The sequence below is a fragment of the Pseudokordiimonas caeni genome, from assembly GCF_026719705.1.
Classification (GTDB): Bacteria; Pseudomonadota; Alphaproteobacteria; order Sphingomonadales; family Kordiimonadaceae; genus Gimibacter; species Gimibacter caeni.
In genome coordinates, this window is record NZ_JAPPRR010000004.1 from 70,340 (window position 1) to 85,889 (window position 15,550).

A 15,550-nucleotide genomic window follows, 5' to 3' on the forward strand; every position below is an offset into this window, starting at 1 on the left:
GTCCAATCCCCCGGCTCAGGCTTTTTTCACACATGCCTTGGCGATGCTTTCGGGCAGAGGCAAGGTCTGCTCGATCTTGCCAAGAAGCGGCATGACCACCAGGAAGTGCAGGAAATAGTAAGCGGTGCCGATAAGGCCGACCACCGGCCAGATACCTTCCGGCTTCTTGCCGCCAACGATGGTGAGGATCACCATGTCAACCACGAGGAACCAGAAGAAGATACGGTAGGTCGGACGGAACTTCGCCGAACGAACCTTGCTCGTATCAAGCCACGGCAGCGCGAACAGGAGAAGGATCGAGCCGAACATGGCCAGAACGCCCAGAAGCTTTGCCGGGATGATCACGATATCGGTGAAAGGAATGCCGATATCGAACGTGATCGAGCGCAGGATCGCGTAGAAGGGCAGGAAGTACCATTCAGGCACGATGCTGTCCGGGGTCACCATCGGGTCGGCCGGGATATAGTTATCCGGGTGGCCAAGCGCGTTCGGTGCATAGAACAGGAACAGGCTGAAGAAGATCAGGAACACACCCACACCGAACGCATCCTTCACGGTATAGAAAGGATGGAACGGGATCTTGTCACCCTTGCCCTTGGCATCGATGCCGAGGGGGTTGTTCGAACCCGGCAGGTGCAGCGCCCAGATGTGCAGGATCACAACGCCGCAAATCACGAACGGCAGCAGGAAGTGCAGGCTGAAGAAGCGGTTCAGGGTCGGGTTGTCGACCGAGAAGCCACCCCACAGCAGGGTCACGATATGGTCACCCACCACCGGTATCGCCGAGAAGAGGTTGGTGATCACCGTTGCACCCCAGAAGGACATCTGGCCCCACGGCAGCACATACCCCATGAAGGCGGTCGCCATCATCAGGAGGAAGATGACAAGGCCGATCATCCAAAGCATTTCGCGTGGGGCCTTGTAGGACCCGTAATAGAGACCGCGCAGGATGTGGATATAGACGGCGATGAAGAACATGGAAGCGCCGTTCGCATGCATGTAGCGAATGAGCCAGCCATAGTTCACGTCGCGCATGATGCGCTCGACGCTGTCGAAGGCCATCAGCGTGTTCGGCGTATAGTGCATTGCTAGCACGATACCGGTCACGATCTGGATGACGAGGCAGAGCCCGGCGAGCGAGCCGAAGTTCCACCAGTAATTCAGGTTGCGGGGTGCAAGGTAGCCTGCACCGAGCGAACCATGGATGAGCGAGAAGATCGGCAGCCGGTCGTCAATCCATTTGACAACCGCGCTGTTCGTTTCAAACGCAGGTCCGTGAGCCATCTGGGCCTCCCTTAACCGATCTTGAGGACGGTATCGCTGGCAAAGGCATAGCCCGGAACTTCGAGGTTCCGGGGCGCGGGCCCTTTGCGGATACGGCCAGAGGTATCATAGTGCGAACCGTGGCAGGGGCAGAACCAGCCGCCGAACTCGCCGCGATCGTCACCCGTTTTGGTGCCAAGCGGCACGCAACCGAGGTGCGTGCAGACGCCAAGTACCACAAGCCATTCTTCCTTGCCGGGCAGAACGCGCTCGGCGTCGGTCTGCTTGTCGACGAGTGCGCCGACGTCAACAGCCTTGGCTTCCTCGATCTCGGCCGCCGTGCGGTGGCGAATGAAGACGGGCTTGCCTCGCCACTTGACGACGACGCCTTCGCCGACGGCGATCTTGGAAAGATCGACCTCGATCGAGGCCAGCGCCAGCGTGTCGGCAGCCGGGTTCATCTGGTCGATGAACGGCCACACGGCCACGGCCGCGCCAACAGCGCCGAAACCGGCGGCGGCAACATGGAGGAAATCACGGCGATTGACGCCGTCATCACCTTCCACCGTATTTTCGATTGTGCTCATTTAATCATCCTTGGCCGGAAATCATGCGGGCCGACTGGTCCTCGCCGAGGCGGCAACCGCACTTTTCTACCCTAACCTGGCGGTGTCGATGCGACGAAAAGCCGCGAGGCCGCCGCCAAGCGCCCCTGCGCCCGGGCAAAACAGGCGCCCGCGCGTTGGCTCCGGTTTAATCGTGCTCGCTCAAAGAGGCAAGGCTTTATGCCTGCCCCGACCAAAAAAATGCCATGTTTCAAGGGGTAGGAAATCGAAAGCCCGTTGCGCTCCTTGCGGCTATTCCTTATGCCACCGGATATGGACATCGCCCTCTATGAACCAGACCTGCCCCAGAACACCGGCACCATGCTGCGGCTTGCCGCCTGCATGGACGTGACGGCGCATGTCATCGAGCCCTGCGGCTTCCCCTTTTCGATCAAGGCGATGAAGCGCTCGCTGATGGATTATGCCGACCATGTTTCCCTCGCCCGGCACGAAAGCTACGAGGCCTTCGATGCGTGGCGCAAGGGTGCCGGGCGGCGACTGGTTCTCCTGTCCACCAAGGCAAGCCTCCCCTATGATGACTTCGCATTTCAGGGCGACGATATCCTGATGGTGGGGCGGGAATCGAAAGGCGTGCCGGACGATATTGCGATGCAGGCCGATGCTCGCGTCCTGATCCCCATGAAGGCCGGGGTACGCTCGCTGAATGTGGCGGTGTCGCTGGCCATGGTGCTCGGCGAAGCGATGCGGCAAACCGGCGGATACAAGCCCTTCACGAAAGGACAGTCATGAGCGACGCACTGACCATCGAAGACAAGAAAGCGAAAGCTGCCGACTGGTTCCGCACCCTTCGCGACCGCATCTGCGCGAGCTTCGAGGCCATCGAGGACGATAACCAAGGCCCGAAGGCCGATCTCGCCCCCGGCCGTTTCAAGCGTCAGGAATGGCAGCGCACCAACCAGGCCGACAGCCAGCCCGGCGGTGGCGGCGTGATGTCGATCATGACTGGCGGACGTGTGTTCGAAAAGGTCGGGGTCAATATCTCCACTGTCCACGGCACCTTCACGCCCGAATTCGCGAAATCGATTCCGGGGGCGGACGAAGACCCGCGCTTCTTCGCGACCGGCATCTCTTTGGTCGCCCATATGCAAAGCCCGCGCGTGCCGGCCGTGCATATGAACACCCGTTTCATCGTGACCACAAAGCACTGGTTCGGTGGTGGCGCTGACCTCAACGCCCCCCTGCCGGTGGCCGAGGACACGGCCGATTTCCACGCGGCCTTCAAGGGCGCCTGCGACCGCCACGGCGACGACTATTACGCGCGCTTCAAAAAATGGTGCGACGAATATTTCTACATCCCGCACCGGGGCAAGGCGCGCGGCGAAGGCGGCATCTTTTATGACGGCCTGAACACCGGCAACTGGGAAGCCGACTTTGCCTTCACGCAGGACGTGGGCACCACGTTCGACACCATCTATCCTGCCCTCGTGCGCCGCCATATGAACGAGGACTGGACCCCGGACGAGCGCGAAACCCAGCTCGTGTACCGGGGCCATTATGCCGAGTTCAATCTTGTCTACGACCGCGGCACCACATTCGGGCTCAAGACCGGCGGCAATGTAGACGCCATCCTGATGTCCCTGCCGCCAGAAGCCAAGTGGCCTTCGCCGATTTGAGAGGCCGAATTTTCGCAGGGGATTGGCACCTCAGGATTGCATAATCTCGCCGGATGTGAAGAACTGTCCCAATCAATGGATTGGGGGGAATTCATGCGTCGGGCTCTTGGCTTCATTCTATTTTTGTTTGCGTCTTACGCTGCATCTGCTGCCATGCCCGCAGACCGCGCTGCCATCCTCGAAGCATACAATGCCTCGAACGAGGCGGGCCGATCAGGCGACCGTGAGACCGCCAAAGTCAAGGCAGGAGCAGCGTTTCTGCTGGCGTCAGACACATTCTCTCCCGGCGATGAAGCGTTTCTGGCCGTGGCGATGAATTATGCCCTGTGGACTGACAACGACGAGGAAGCCGACCTTGTTCAGGACCGCGTCATGTCGATACTTGCGCAAAAACGCGGCTACCGGGGCGCACGCACGCTCGAAACAATAGTCGGTTTGACACCCATGTTGATCGAGCATGGAACCCTGAAAGCAGCTAAAGAGAAGTATCGCCAAGAGCTGACGGAAGCCAAAATGGAACACCTTGTCCCTGCGACAGAATTGGCGGGCGCCAAGATCGCATATGGCAAGCTTTCGTATGCGACGTTGTACTTTAAGGAAGCCCAAAAGGCCTTTCACCAATCAATCGAGGTTCTTGCGCCTACCACCGACAGCGAGGCCCGCAAGCTACTCGCAGAAGCCTACCTGTGGCGAGCCAAGGCACTATTCGAGAGAGGAAAGGTCAAGCGCGCCATTGAAGACCTAGAACGCTCACTGGCTATTCTGGATGAACTCGCACCATCCGGTGACAACATGATGGAGACCAGAAGAATGCTTGTGATTGCGTTCGAGACCACAGGCCAATCAGGAAAAGCGACTGAACACTGCCTGTGGATTGGCGCGGCAGGAGGCATCCCGAACATGAGAGAGTATGGGCCGATCTATCAGGTGCCGCCTGGTTATCCCTCGCAAGCGCTGGACGCAGGAGCACAGGGCGAAGTCGTGGTCTCGATGACCGTTGACGAGCAAGGCTTTGTGAAAGACCCGGAGGTCAAAACTCTCACCGGTTCCCGATTGCTGATTGCACCTTCACTACGAGCCGCGAGAAAACAACGCTTCGCGCCCCGTTTCGAAAACGGCAAAGCTGTCCCCACAGCGCAGGTCGAATCCGAATTCACGTATGAAATAGCCCGCTGATATTGCAGTAAAGGCGCCAAGTGGTACCCATTCCAGGAGAGTATAATGACCCTGCCCGCCCCGCTTCTCGTGAATCTCCGGTTGCCGGTCATCATGGCGCCCTTGTTCGTCATCTCGAACCCCGCGATGGTGATCGCGGCCGCGAAGGCAGGGATCATCGGCACCTTCCCGACACTCAATGCGCGCTCGCCCGAAATCCTTGAAGGCTGGATGGAAGAAATCACCGCTGCCCTCGGGCCCGATGACGCCGCGTGGGGCGCGAATCTCATCCTCCATAAAACCAACAATCGCCGCGATGCGGACCTTGCGCTGATCCTGAAGCACAAACCGAAGCTCGTTATCACCTCGGTTGGCGATCCCGCCCCGGTGGTGGAGGCGGTGCATGATTATGGCGGCGTGGTTTTCCATGACGTGCTGTCGTTCAAGCACGCAGCCAAGGCTGCCGCCGCCGGCGTGGACGGGCTGATTGCCGTGTGCGCGGGCGCGGGCGGCCATGGCGGCACCATCAGCCCTTTCACCTTCATCCCGGCGCTGAAGGCGAAATATAACTGCACCATCATCGCCGCAGGCGCGATCGGCGATGGCCGCGCCATGCGGGCGGCCGAGATGCTGGGCGCCGATGCGTGCTATATGGGCACCCGTTTCCTCGCGAGCACCGAATGCCGCATTGACCCCGCCTACAAGCAGATGATGATCGATGAGGATGCCGACGGGCTTCTCTATACCGACAAGATTTCGGGCATTCCCGGCTATTTCCTGAAGGAAAGCCTGAAAGCCGCCGGGCGTGACCCCATGACCGGCCTGCCCGCGGCCGATGCCGAAGCCATCGGCTTCAAGCGCCCGTGGCTCGATATATGGTCAGCGGGTCAGGGTATCTCGACAATCCACGATGCGCCGACGATTGCCAGGATCGTGGACAGGTTGGCAGGTGAGTATCACAATTCAAAATTGCAGTGAGCGAAATTCTGTGGCTCACTCACCCCAAAGCCTTGGGGGAAATATGAATAAATTTTCGAACTTTCTGGCATTCTTACTGCTCAGCACTGCAGCTATTGCTGACACCACTTCAGCGCGGCAAGAGCTGAAGGAGGCATACAATGCCTATAAGACCGCAATGGCATCCAACCAACGCGCCGACGCAAAAGCAGCAGCAGCCCGGGCTTACGAAGCCGGCAAAACAGTGCTGCCGGGCGACAGCAAGCAACTCGCCGCCCTAGCCCTGAATTACGGACGTTTGCACACCGGAAGCGAAGCCGAAGACATCCTCACACACGCGCTTGAAATTATGGAAAGAGCATACGGAAACGAAGCGTTGGAGCTCGTAGATCCGTTGATGGCTCTCGCCAAGGAAAAAGCTTCGCTAGGGCGGCTTTCAAGGTCAACAAGGCTTTACCAACGCGCAATGGAAATCGTTACACGCCACGAAGGAGAAGACAGCTTCCTGATGGGAATGGTCCATCTGCAAATGGGTGAAATCGCTGTAGCGGACGCCGCTTCCGGCACCGCAGATCACTATCTCGAAAAAGCCATCAGCATTTTCGAGACAATCGACGGAGACACACCACGATTTCAGGCAGCCTTGGCAAAATTCTGGATCGCCAAAGTCCGCCTTGCAGAAGACAAACCAAAGGCAGCCATTGACCTGTTTCTGCAAGCACTGAACTCCTTCGACCGAATTCAGCCAAATAGCCAGATTGTCCTGACTACCCATGCGTTTCTGATTGAAGCCTATGAACGCCGCGGGATGCGCAATGAGGCGACCGAGCATTGTCTTGCTATCGGCCAAGCCACCCCTGTGAAACCAGATCAGGACTATATGCCCGTCTACAAAGCAATGCCTACCTACCCGTCCAACGCATTACGAGCGGGTATAACCGGCCATGCGCTCCTGTCTGTGACCGTAGACAAAGATGGGTTTGCCCGAAATCCCATTGTTCTTGAGGTCGAAGGTAGCGACTCTTTCGCAGAAGCGGCACTGAAGACGATCGAAAGATTCCGCTACGCTCCCCGCTTTGTCGATGGCGCGCCGGTAGAAACGGATGATGTGACATACAAATTTACGTTCGACATCACCCACTGATCGCCTAGGCCACCGATTTCCTGAGGGCCGCCACCAGATCATGCATGACCTGATCGGCGGTTTGCTGTGTTGATGCGGCGAGCGTTTCCATCTGGCCAGCCAGATCGTCCACCTGTGCGGTTTCTTCCGCCACATTGCCGATATGGCTTGATACATCCCTGGTGCCAAGGGCGGCTTCCTGAATGTTGCGGCTGATTTCAGAGGCGACGGCATCCTGCTCCGTCACCGCTGCCGCGATGGCATCGGCGTTCGATTTCACGTCCCCGATCACCGACTGGATCGCCTTGATCACCTTTTCCACATTGAGCGCGGCTTCCTGAATACTGGAAATCTGGTCCCCGATCGTTTTCGTCGCGTGGGCGGTTTCGTTGGCAAGGCTTTTCACTTCGCTTGCGACTACGGCGAAGCCACGGCCGGCATCGCCTGCACGGGCGGCCTCGATCGTGGCATTGAGCGCCAGAAGATTGGTCTGGCTTGCGATATCATCGATCAGCTTCACGACATTGCCGATTTCCCTAGCGGTCACGGCAAGGCTGCCGATCACCTGCGTTGCCCTGTCGGTTTCCTCCACCGCCCGGTCGCTGATCAGGCGGGACTGTTCGGCCTGACGACCGATTTCGGCAACCGACGTGCTCATTTCCTCGGTCGCGGCTGCCACCGCGTCCACATTCACGCTCGCCTGTTCTGAGGCCGCTGCCACGCTTTCGGCGCCGCCCCGCATCTTTTCGATGGTCGCGCCCACGTCCCCGATTGCCTGCTGCAGTGAGCTATTCGTAGCGGCGAGTTTCTGGGATGCAGCGTTGGCTTCCCTTTCCAGCCCTTCCACAAGCCGCATCATCGACGCCTGCTTGTCTGACGCTGCCGCATCCAGATAGGTGGTCACCGCAATTTCGAGATCCAGCATGATGGCGCGGGTTATGGCCTTCGAGACCGGCGCTGCCGAACTGCCACAGACACGCTCGATCACGGCGGTGAGCGCCGACATCACGAAGGAATAGCCGCCGATATACCAGTTGGGCCGGAGGCCGATCCGATTGTGCGCCTGCCCGATGGCATAGGCACGCTGCCAGTAATCCTGATCGAAGCGCCCCGAGAAAAGCACGCCCCAATGCTCGGCCTGCTTCTGCTTCAGCGGCCCGATCCGGTCACGAGAGCCGAGGATTGTGCGGGTTTCATCGTGCTTCCACAAATGTTCGTAAAAGGCATCGAGAATGGCCGGAACCTCAGCCAGAATGGCGGGCCCATGCGCCGCCAGCGATTGCCGCGTTTCTTCATCGATCAGGAAAAACCCGAGACGCTCGGCAGAACGGTCCGCCGTAGCCGGAACTTCTTGAATCATTGCTACCCCCAGACTGTGTTGGCCGAAAAACGGCGTGTTTCACTCACACGGGTACAACTATAGAAGGAATTCAGATCAAGCGCTTGAGAACTACACACACATCAGTCCGGCAGGTTTCAGCCAAGGGAAAACCCGTTTTCGATCCAGCGCTCCTCCAGTTCTTTCAAGCGCTTGCCGAGTGCGGGGCCAGCCGGAATGCCGTCTGCCATAAGGTCCGCCGCTTTCACCGGAAACGCCGGAATATCCCAGTCCGTGCAGGCCTCAAGGGCATTTTTTCCATGTTTTTCATGCACTTCTGACAACCACACAACAGCCAGGGCCACATTCCTGCCGAACCGATATGCCGCTTCCTGCCATCTGGACAGCCTTGGCCTTTCCGGCAGTACCAGCGCCTTCGCCACATCATCCAGAAAGCGTGCCTCACTGCGACTGAGCCGGAACGAATCACCAAAGACTCGCATCCGCTCCCTGTCGCCTCCCAGAAGGGCAACCAGCCGGATCATCACTGATGCATAACTTTTGGTTGCAATTTCAAGACCCATCAGCAACCGCCACCGAACCCCGGTATCAAGGCCGCTGAAAAGAGCCTTCAGCACACCCTGCTCCTGCATCAGGCCGATCACGGCAGGGGCTGCAGGCTCCTTCAGGAGCTTCAGGAACTCGTCGCGCTTGCGCTCTGCCGAAAGGCCCGCAAGCCCCGGAAGCGCATCCCGGATGGCGGCAAGTGCAGCTTCATCCCGCTCCATGCCCCCCATCACTGCCATAAAACGGAAATAGCGCAAAAGCCGCAACCGGTCTTCCGCGAGACGGCGGGCGGGATCGCCAATGAAGCGCAGGCGCCGCGCGCGCACGTCCGCCAGCCCCCCGACTGGATCATAAAGCCGACCCTCGGGGTCCAGATACAGCGCATTCACCGTGAAATCACGGCGGGCGGCATCTTCCGCCCAGTCATCTGTATGTTCGATGCGGGCATGACGACCATCGGTTTCCGCGTCCCGGCGCAGCGTCGTGATTTCGACAGGCCTGCCCTCAGCCACTGCGGTGACGGTACCGTGGTCGATCCCGGTTGGCACGGCACGCAGACCAGCCGCCTCTAATCGCCACAGGGTCTCGTTCGGCTTCAGGGGGGTGGCGGCGTCAAGATCAAGCACCGGGCGGCCGAGGAAGGTATCGCGAACCGCACCGCCCACGAAGCGCAGATTGCCGGGCCCGAGGGCAGCCGTTACGGCACGAACAACATCAAGATCCAGCCAGTCGGGATGGAGGTCGAGGACAGCCTCTTCCTGAGGCTGGTCAGGGGCGCCCGTCACGTTCGCCATTGTCCTTCTCGTCGCCTTCCGGCTCCTCCATGGGTTCGAAGCGTCCGGGCACCAGCGTGTCGCCCTCCATGTGCGGCGGGATATAGCGCGTGTGGGCGTCGCTGCGTCGGTCATCGGTGAGATAAAGCCCGATGGCCGCCACAAGCATACCCACAACACAGGCGCCGAGCATCTTCCGCAGCCGCCGGATATCGGCCTCCAGCTCTTCTTCCGTGCGGTCAGCCCTCGCGCGGTGGCGCAACCAGAAGACTACGGCAACAAGCGGCAATGCCAGCAGAACGAAGCGGAAGAAAATGGCAATCACCCGGCGAGGCTCCTTTTCAGAAAGGTGGCAGGATCGTCTGTATCGGCAGTAGCGCGCATCAGATCGGCAAGATTGACGATCATGCCCGCTGTTGCGCCCCAGATATAATGTTTTTCGTGCGGGATGACATAAAAGTGCCGGGTGCGCCCCCTGAATTCGGCAGACTGGCGCTGATGGTTGCGCGGGTCCAACAGGTGTGCCAGCGGCACTTCGAAAATTTCGTCGACTTCGTCTTCAGCCCGGATCAGGTGAAAGCCTTCCTGCACCAGCCCCACGAAGGGTGAAATCTGGAAACCGGTCACCGTGCAATAGGTATCGAGATGCCCCCGCACATCCACATAATGCGGCCCGATGCCGACCTCTTCCTGCGTTTCGCGCAGTGCAGCGGCAAGCGGGCCAGTGTCGGTGTCATCAATGCGGCCGCCGGGGAAGCTCACCTGCCCGCCGTGTGCGCGCAGGCCGCCATGGCGCTTGGTCAGCAGCACGGTCGGCTCGGACCGTTCGATGATCGGGATCAGCACGGCGGCAGGGCGCAGGGGCTTGCCGGCAAGCGCCGAGACCGCCACAGGGTCGCTGCGGTCGAGGTCCCCGTCGCCGCGCAGGCCGCGGGCCGCGCTGTTGCCGGGGGCAAGCGCCCTGTCCAGCCAGTCACGCATCCGAAAGATCCTCCATACTCACACTGCCAAGGTCAAACGCCTCGCCCTGGCTTGTCAGCCGCAATGCCACCCGGCCATCGCCGACATCCACATGGCTCGCAGCGGCTACCAGTTCGTAAAAGACCGGACGGGCAATCAATGCCTCCAGCCGGCCCCTGATCAGGATATAGGGGCGCGGCTCGCCGGTTTCATCATCCGTTTCCACCCGGATCGGATGATCCTTACCTGCGATCACCGTGTCGCCCACGTTCGTTGTGAAAGCGAAGGCACGCTCGTCTCCCTCCCCGACATCTTCAACTGCAATCGCCAAGAAGGGGGCGTCCTCGACCCGGATGCCGACCTTTTCGACCGGCGTGACCAGATAGGTCTTGCCGTCTTCATCTTTCCGAAGGATCGAGGCGAAGAGCCTTACCATCCGTTCGCGCCCGATGGGCGTTCCCATATAGGTCCAGCTGCCATCCTTCAGGATCGCCATGTCGATATCGCCACAAAAGTCGGGATTCCAGCGCTCCACGGGTGGATGGCGCTGGCCTTCCACCTGTTTGATAATCTCTTCAAGCCTGAAAGCAGATTGCGGGCGGTCGTTCATTGACTGAGAATCCTCCATACCGGCTGCGATGATAACGCGCAGCCGGGCGGAGAAACAACCGTTCGGAAAGGAACCGCCGCGATCAGGCGGCAGCCGGAGTCACGGCTTTGGCCGATTTGCTTGCTTTTGCTGCCCGAAGGCGGGCGGGTTCCAGCGACGCGACAGCTTCGTCGGATGCCGGGGCAAAGCGTACGAGCTGACCAACTGCCGGCAGGGCGGCAATCATGCCACGCTGGCGGACGAGCAGGCGGTCAGCATCAGCACCGCCCGGAAGCGTGATATGGCACGGCTTCACCGGCACGAAACCGAAGCGGCCATAATAGGCAGCGTCACCCACCAGCATCACGCGCTGGTAGCCAAGGCGGTCGACTTTCGCGAGCGCCTTTTTCATGAGCGACGAGCCGATGCCCGAGCCTTGCGTTTCCGGGTCCACAGCAAGCGGGCCCAAATACAGCGTCGTGCTTTCGCGGCCCGTGAGCATATCGCGCACGGTGACGGGCCAGAAACGGATGGTGCCGACAACACGGCCATCCGCGTCGCGGGCCACCATTGAGAGATGCTGAACGGGGGCGACATCCTGCCGCAAGCGGTAGGAGGCTTTCATCAGCCGGGCGGGGCCGAATGCCTTGTCGAGAAGTTGATCGATCTGGCCGTCTTCAAACGGCCGTTCCGGACCATAAGTGATCATCTGCACTGCCCTTCAAACCCGGATTCTATGCCCGGGATGTCGATCCTGTCGTACGCATGTGCGCTACAACCGAGAAAAACGTTTGCTCAAGGAAACGCTTATCTTCGTCGCAGCGAAATCACCGTAGTAACAGGTCGGGTCAGTAGCATGGTCTTGATGACACTTTCATTTAGGAGGCGTGAAAATATGATGATCACCCCCCTCACACAAGCGGTTTTTCCATTCATACGAAAATAGAAAAAATGAAAAGGCGCCTCTAACCAAAGAGACGCCTTTTCAATGAGTTACAAGATGGTCAGCGTCGCCTTACCAGTCGACCTGAAAGCGCAGACCAAGGGCGTCGACGCTGTTTTCACCGTCCGTGCCATTGGCGGCCACGCCAAAGGTGTTTTCGATGTCGCTGCGGCTAAGGTTCAGCATCATGCGGGCATAGCGGTTGAGGTACCAGTTCACGCCAAGGAGGTAGGTATCCATCTCGCCGCCGAAGACGCCCTTGTCGCTGAGATCGATCCGGTCAAACCGTGCAGCGATCTGCCAGGCGCCGAAGCCGCCTTCGTCCACCGGGTTATTGACCTTCGGGCGGTCCCATACGCCTTGGCCCAGTTTCAGCGCACGCTGTTCGTCGGTCAGGAACATGCCGATTTCAACGAAGCCGCCGTTGAAGCTGGCATTGCCGCCGTCGGCCGCGACATTATCCGCCGACACAAAAGCCCACTCACCGGTCGCGTGGAAGGGGCCCTGCACATAGGCAGCCTCAAGGCCGTAAAGAACATCCTTCGAGGTCACATTGCCCGTGTCGATGAAACGCAGGGTGCTGAGATGCTGGTGCGGACGCTGGCGATAGCGGAAGGCGCCTTCATCGAGATTGCGGTAGCGGACCGACGCGCCGAGCATCCACGCACCGTCGCCGATCTTGTCACCATAGTGACCGCGAATGGCGAGGGTCTCGCCTTCCTTCTCGCCGCTCGTGCCCGCACTGCCCCGGAAAGCGCCGGCCGACACCGAATAATTGTCACCGCCGATGGTGGCCGACACGCCGATCTGGCGCGCGAAGCCGAAGGCATCGGTGTAGGACGAGCGTTCCATGAACGTGGTGTGACGGCTGGAGGTCAGTTCTTCCATCGAGGTCGGCGGATTGAACTGGCCAAGCTGGTAGGTTACGCCGTGACCGGCCTTGTAGGACAGGAAGGCGTCCTTCAGCTCAACCTCGTCACCCGCGAAATCGACCTCGAACTTGTAACCGGTGCGGGCACCTGCCTTGCCTTCGATCCCGAGGCGTGCGGCGCGCAGCTCGGTGGCCGAAAGGTCCATCGCATTGTCCTTGTCGGACGCCCATGCAGCATCGGCGAAGATGCGGCCGCGCACGTTGAAGGTGAAGTCACCAGCCGCGAAGCCAAGCTCGGAGGCAGGCTCCTCCTTCTTCACGACAACGGTCTTTTCCTGCTTCTTCTCAAGTTCTTCGATGCGCTTGGCAAGAAGCGCGAGCTGTTCTTTCAGCTCCTCGATCGACTGGGCTGAAGCAGGCACACCCCACACATAGGCCGCAAGGGCGGCAACGGCGGTGGCACTGCGCAGGGTTCCGGCACGGTGTTTCTGGCTGATCATTCTGTCTTGTCCTTGTTGCGGCCCGGCCCGGCGGGCAAAACGCGGCCCGAAGGCTGCATGGGCGCTTGTTTATGACGCACGTGTTACATTTTCATGACAAACGTCATAATTCAGTCATCAAACGGTAAGAAAGATGACACCGGCAGCGCTGGCCGGTGTCACGAAATGCTTCAGACTGTGCGAACGCCGCTGAGGAATACTCCTACTTCCGACTTGATGGTAGCCGCAAGCTCACCGAGCTTTTCAGCAGCCGTCATCACATGCGAGGAAGCCTTGCCGGTACGTTCGGCCCCGGTCGACACGTCGCGGATGTCGCTGGTCACACGCTCCGCCCCTTCAGACGTGAACTGGACGTTACGGCTGATCTCGTTCGTTGCCGCATCCTGCTCCTCGACAGCCGCCGAGATACTGGACATGACGGAAGAGAATTGATCGATCGTCCGCTCGATGGCCTTGATCGCGCTGACGACGGATGCCGTAACCGACTGCATGTCCTGGATCTGGCCGGTGATCTGTTCGGTTGCCTGCGCCGTCTGGTTCGCAAGGCTTTTCACCTCGCTTGCCACAACGGCAAAGCCCTTGCCGGCGTCGCCCGCCCGTGCGGCCTCGATGGTGGCGTTGAGGGCGAGAAGATTGGTCTGTTCAGCGATATCATTGATGAGCCGTACCACATCCTCGATCTGGTGGGCATTCTCGGCCATCCGGTCGATGGCAACCCCGCCCTGACCCGCTGCCGTCACCGCCTCGCCTGAATAGCGGGTAGCCGTATGGACCTGACTGTTTACCTCGCGGATGGCAGCCGCCATTTCCTCGATGGCGGCAGCCGTGGTCGCCACATTGGCGCGCATCTGTTCGGCCGCCGACGAAACGCTCGCTGCCTGCCGGCCTGTTGCATCTGCCACACCGACCATGTCGCCTGCCGTTGAATTCATCGAAACTGATGCTTTCTCCAGATCGGCCACAGCCGCCGTAATGCGGCTATCGAACTGCTGCACCAGCTCCTCCAGCCGGCGGGCACGTTCCTGCCGGGCGAGCGCTTCGGCCCGTTCCTTTTCCATCTTCTCGCGTTCGGCGGCAGCGCGTTCCTCGGCAAGGGCCAGATCCTGCTTCGCCTTTTCCTCGGTCATCCGGCGGGCTTCTTCCTCGAGCCTCAGCCGCTCGGCAGCCGCATCGCGCAGATTGAGCGCCACGCGCGCCATGCTGCCGAACTCATCCCGTTGCGCAGTGCCCGGCACATCGGTTTTATAGTCGCCTTCCGCGATCTTGCCGAGGGCGGCTTCGAGCCGCACCACCGGCCCGACCGTCGTCAGGATCACCAGCCAGCCAACAAGGCCCGTGGCAACCAGCACGATGCCCACAACGGTAAGGACGACATTCTGGATCAGGTCATAGGTTGCCTGCTCGGATGCATTCGCTGCCGCCACACCTGCCTCTGCCTTTTCACGCACCAGCGCGAAATGCTCCGCCGTGCGCGAATAAATGCTGCTCAGCGTTTCGACCTCAACCTCGATCTGCAGACGGTCCTTGGCGTAGGCATTGAAATTCTCGACATAGCTCGCAAGGCGTGCCTCGATATCCGCCTTTTCCGAAGCCGGGAAATTGGTTGCGGCAAGTGCCGTGCGGAATTCTGATGCGCGTGTCGCTATCTCGCCGATGTAACGCTCCTGCAGACGGGCGATGAAATCTTTCTCATGCCGCCGCATCATCAGCATCAGAATCTGCAGCTTGTCGCTCGGGTACTCCTTCAGCAATTCTTCGATATTGTGAACCGCCGCACGCAGCGCGCCTTGCAGCCCCTCGGTTTCTGAGAGGCCGACCGCCTTTTTCAGCTCAACGACCTTTTCAAACTGGGTGCGATGCTCGGGCAGTATCTCTTCAAGAGCGGTCACGGCCCGTTGAACGGCGCCATCGTCCGAGAGCGCCTTGATCCGCTTCAGGGTTGCGAGCGCCTTGTCAGACGATTCGCTATATTGTTCCGCATATTTCAGGTCATTGCGCAGAAGGAAATCCTTTTCCCGGCGGCGAATGTTCAACGACTGGATTTCCAGTTCCGCCGCCTGGTCGCCGAGCTCGTTATAGCGCGCCGCTTCCGCTCGCGCCGCTTCCATGCGCGACGATCCGATAAAATCAGTGACAAGAATGGCAATAAGTCCAAGTGCCGCCACCCCGACGAGCGTGAAAACGCGGATGGCTGTCTTGAGATTCTGGAAAATGGAAATAACCGACATGAGTGTCCTCCTGCCAGCGCCCTGAGGCGCGGGTTTTCAAGTGACAGCTCCCTTTGGTCGAAAT

The 15,550-nt window shown here is 59.8% G+C and carries 15 protein-coding genes; 5 read left to right on the plus strand and 10 right to left on the minus strand.

From position 1 onward, the window contains the following. Positions 1-15: 15 nt before the first annotated feature. On the minus strand, positions 16-1,284 hold the full coding sequence (locus OU694_RS15205; protein ID WP_308911867.1) for a cytochrome b: 1,269 nt from the start codon (positions 1,282-1,284) through the stop codon (positions 16-18). A gap of 11 nt (positions 1,285-1,295) precedes the next feature. After that, positions 1,296-1,850: a ubiquinol-cytochrome c reductase iron-sulfur subunit gene (gene petA / locus OU694_RS15210; RefSeq protein WP_308911868.1), complete on the minus strand. Its 555-nt coding sequence runs from the start codon at positions 1,848-1,850 to the stop codon at positions 1,296-1,298. Positions 1,851-2,129: 279 nt separating this feature from the next. Between petA and OU694_RS15215 the strand changes: the two genes are divergently transcribed. The 5 genes from OU694_RS15215 (at position 2,130) to OU694_RS15235 (ending at position 6,758) form a co-directional block, all read left to right on the plus strand. Further along, positions 2,130-2,618, plus strand: a complete 489-nt coding sequence (locus OU694_RS15215; RefSeq protein WP_308911869.1) for a tRNA (cytidine(34)-2'-O)-methyltransferase — start codon at positions 2,130-2,132, stop codon at positions 2,616-2,618. Beyond that, on the plus strand, positions 2,615-3,502 hold the full coding sequence (gene hemF, locus OU694_RS15220; RefSeq protein ID WP_308911870.1) for an oxygen-dependent coproporphyrinogen oxidase: 888 nt from the start codon (positions 2,615-2,617) through the stop codon (positions 3,500-3,502). Before OU694_RS15215 ends, hemF begins: the two co-directional genes overlap by 4 nt. 93 nt (positions 3,503-3,595) lie before the next feature. Beyond that, positions 3,596-4,678, plus strand: coding sequence for a TonB family protein (locus OU694_RS15225; RefSeq protein WP_308911871.1), 1,083 nt, complete (start codon positions 3,596-3,598; stop codon positions 4,676-4,678). A gap of 45 nt (positions 4,679-4,723) precedes the next feature. Then, positions 4,724-5,635, plus strand: a complete 912-nt coding sequence (locus OU694_RS15230) for an NAD(P)H-dependent flavin oxidoreductase (protein ID WP_308911872.1) — start codon at positions 4,724-4,726, stop codon at positions 5,633-5,635. 43 nt (positions 5,636-5,678) lie between these two features. Beyond that, positions 5,679-6,758 (plus strand): TonB family protein, encoded by a 1,080-nt coding sequence (locus OU694_RS15235; RefSeq protein ID WP_308911873.1) that lies wholly within the window; start codon positions 5,679-5,681, stop codon positions 6,756-6,758. A 4-nt stretch (positions 6,759-6,762) separates the two neighbouring features. Here the strand turns inward: OU694_RS15235 and OU694_RS15240 are convergent, their stop codons facing one another. The 8 genes from OU694_RS15240 to OU694_RS15275 all read right to left on the minus strand — a co-directional run bounded on the left by OU694_RS15240 (position 6,763) and on the right by OU694_RS15275 (position 15,486). Continuing rightward, a complete protein-coding gene (locus OU694_RS15240; RefSeq protein WP_308911874.1) occupies positions 6,763-8,097 on the minus strand; it encodes a protoglobin domain-containing protein in 1,335 nt (444 codons plus the stop codon). A 116-nt stretch (positions 8,098-8,213) separates the two neighbouring features. Further along, positions 8,214-9,416: a CCA tRNA nucleotidyltransferase gene (locus tag OU694_RS15245; protein ID WP_308911875.1), complete on the minus strand. Its 1,203-nt coding sequence runs from the start codon at positions 9,414-9,416 to the stop codon at positions 8,214-8,216. Continuing rightward, on the minus strand, positions 9,391-9,720 hold the full coding sequence (locus tag OU694_RS15250; protein WP_308911876.1) for a hypothetical protein: 330 nt from the start codon (positions 9,718-9,720) through the stop codon (positions 9,391-9,393). Before OU694_RS15250 ends, OU694_RS15245 begins: the two co-directional genes overlap by 26 nt. Next, the gene (locus OU694_RS15255) at positions 9,717-10,376 is read right to left on the minus strand and encodes a CoA pyrophosphatase (protein ID WP_308911877.1); all 660 of its coding nucleotides are present in this window, start codon (positions 10,374-10,376) and stop codon (positions 9,717-9,719) included. Before OU694_RS15255 ends, OU694_RS15250 begins: the two co-directional genes overlap by 4 nt. Next, complete coding sequence (locus tag OU694_RS15260; RefSeq protein ID WP_308911878.1) at positions 10,369-10,965, minus strand: DUF1285 domain-containing protein; 597 nt, start codon at positions 10,963-10,965, stop codon at positions 10,369-10,371. Before OU694_RS15260 ends, OU694_RS15255 begins: the two co-directional genes overlap by 8 nt. A gap of 82 nt (positions 10,966-11,047) precedes the next feature. Next, entirely contained in the window at positions 11,048-11,653 is a 606-nt protein-coding gene (locus tag OU694_RS15265) for a GNAT family N-acetyltransferase (protein ID WP_308911879.1), read from the minus strand. Positions 11,654-11,959: 306 nt separating this feature from the next. Then, entirely contained in the window at positions 11,960-13,258 is a 1,299-nt protein-coding gene (locus OU694_RS15270) for an OprO/OprP family phosphate-selective porin (RefSeq protein ID WP_308911880.1), read from the minus strand. Positions 13,259-13,428: 170 nt separating this feature from the next. Then, positions 13,429-15,486 (minus strand): methyl-accepting chemotaxis protein, encoded by a 2,058-nt coding sequence (locus OU694_RS15275; RefSeq protein WP_308911881.1) that lies wholly within the window; start codon positions 15,484-15,486, stop codon positions 13,429-13,431. Between the last annotated feature and the right edge of the window lie 64 nt (positions 15,487-15,550).

Excerpts from the sequence above, each read along its gene's own strand:
- OU694_RS15205 (WP_308911867.1), bottom strand. The coding sequence starts at position 1,284 with ATGGCTCACGGACCTGCGTTTGAAACGAACAGCGCGGTTGTCAAATGG.
- petA (WP_308911868.1), bottom strand. The coding sequence starts at position 1,850 with ATGAGCACAATCGAAAATACGGTGGAAGGTGATGACGGCGTCAATCGC.
- OU694_RS15215 (WP_308911869.1), top strand. The coding sequence starts at position 2,130 with ATGCCACCGGATATGGACATCGCCCTCTATGAACCAGACCTGCCCCAG.
- hemF (WP_308911870.1), top strand. The coding sequence starts at position 2,615 with ATGAGCGACGCACTGACCATCGAAGACAAGAAAGCGAAAGCTGCCGAC.
- OU694_RS15225 (WP_308911871.1), top strand. The coding sequence starts at position 3,596 with ATGCGTCGGGCTCTTGGCTTCATTCTATTTTTGTTTGCGTCTTACGCT.
- OU694_RS15230 (WP_308911872.1), top strand. The coding sequence starts at position 4,724 with ATGACCCTGCCCGCCCCGCTTCTCGTGAATCTCCGGTTGCCGGTCATC.
- OU694_RS15235 (WP_308911873.1), top strand. The coding sequence starts at position 5,679 with ATGAATAAATTTTCGAACTTTCTGGCATTCTTACTGCTCAGCACTGCA.
- OU694_RS15240 (WP_308911874.1), bottom strand. The coding sequence starts at position 8,097 with ATGATTCAAGAAGTTCCGGCTACGGCGGACCGTTCTGCCGAGCGTCTC.
- OU694_RS15245 (WP_308911875.1), bottom strand. The coding sequence starts at position 9,416 with ATGGCGAACGTGACGGGCGCCCCTGACCAGCCTCAGGAAGAGGCTGTC.
- OU694_RS15255 (WP_308911877.1), bottom strand. The coding sequence starts at position 10,376 with ATGCGTGACTGGCTGGACAGGGCGCTTGCCCCCGGCAACAGCGCGGCC.
- OU694_RS15260 (WP_308911878.1), bottom strand. The coding sequence starts at position 10,965 with ATGAACGACCGCCCGCAATCTGCTTTCAGGCTTGAAGAGATTATCAAA.
- OU694_RS15265 (WP_308911879.1), bottom strand. The coding sequence starts at position 11,653 with ATGATCACTTATGGTCCGGAACGGCCGTTTGAAGACGGCCAGATCGAT.
- OU694_RS15270 (WP_308911880.1), bottom strand. The coding sequence starts at position 13,258 with ATGATCAGCCAGAAACACCGTGCCGGAACCCTGCGCAGTGCCACCGCC.
- OU694_RS15275 (WP_308911881.1), bottom strand. The coding sequence starts at position 15,486 with ATGTCGGTTATTTCCATTTTCCAGAATCTCAAGACAGCCATCCGCGTT.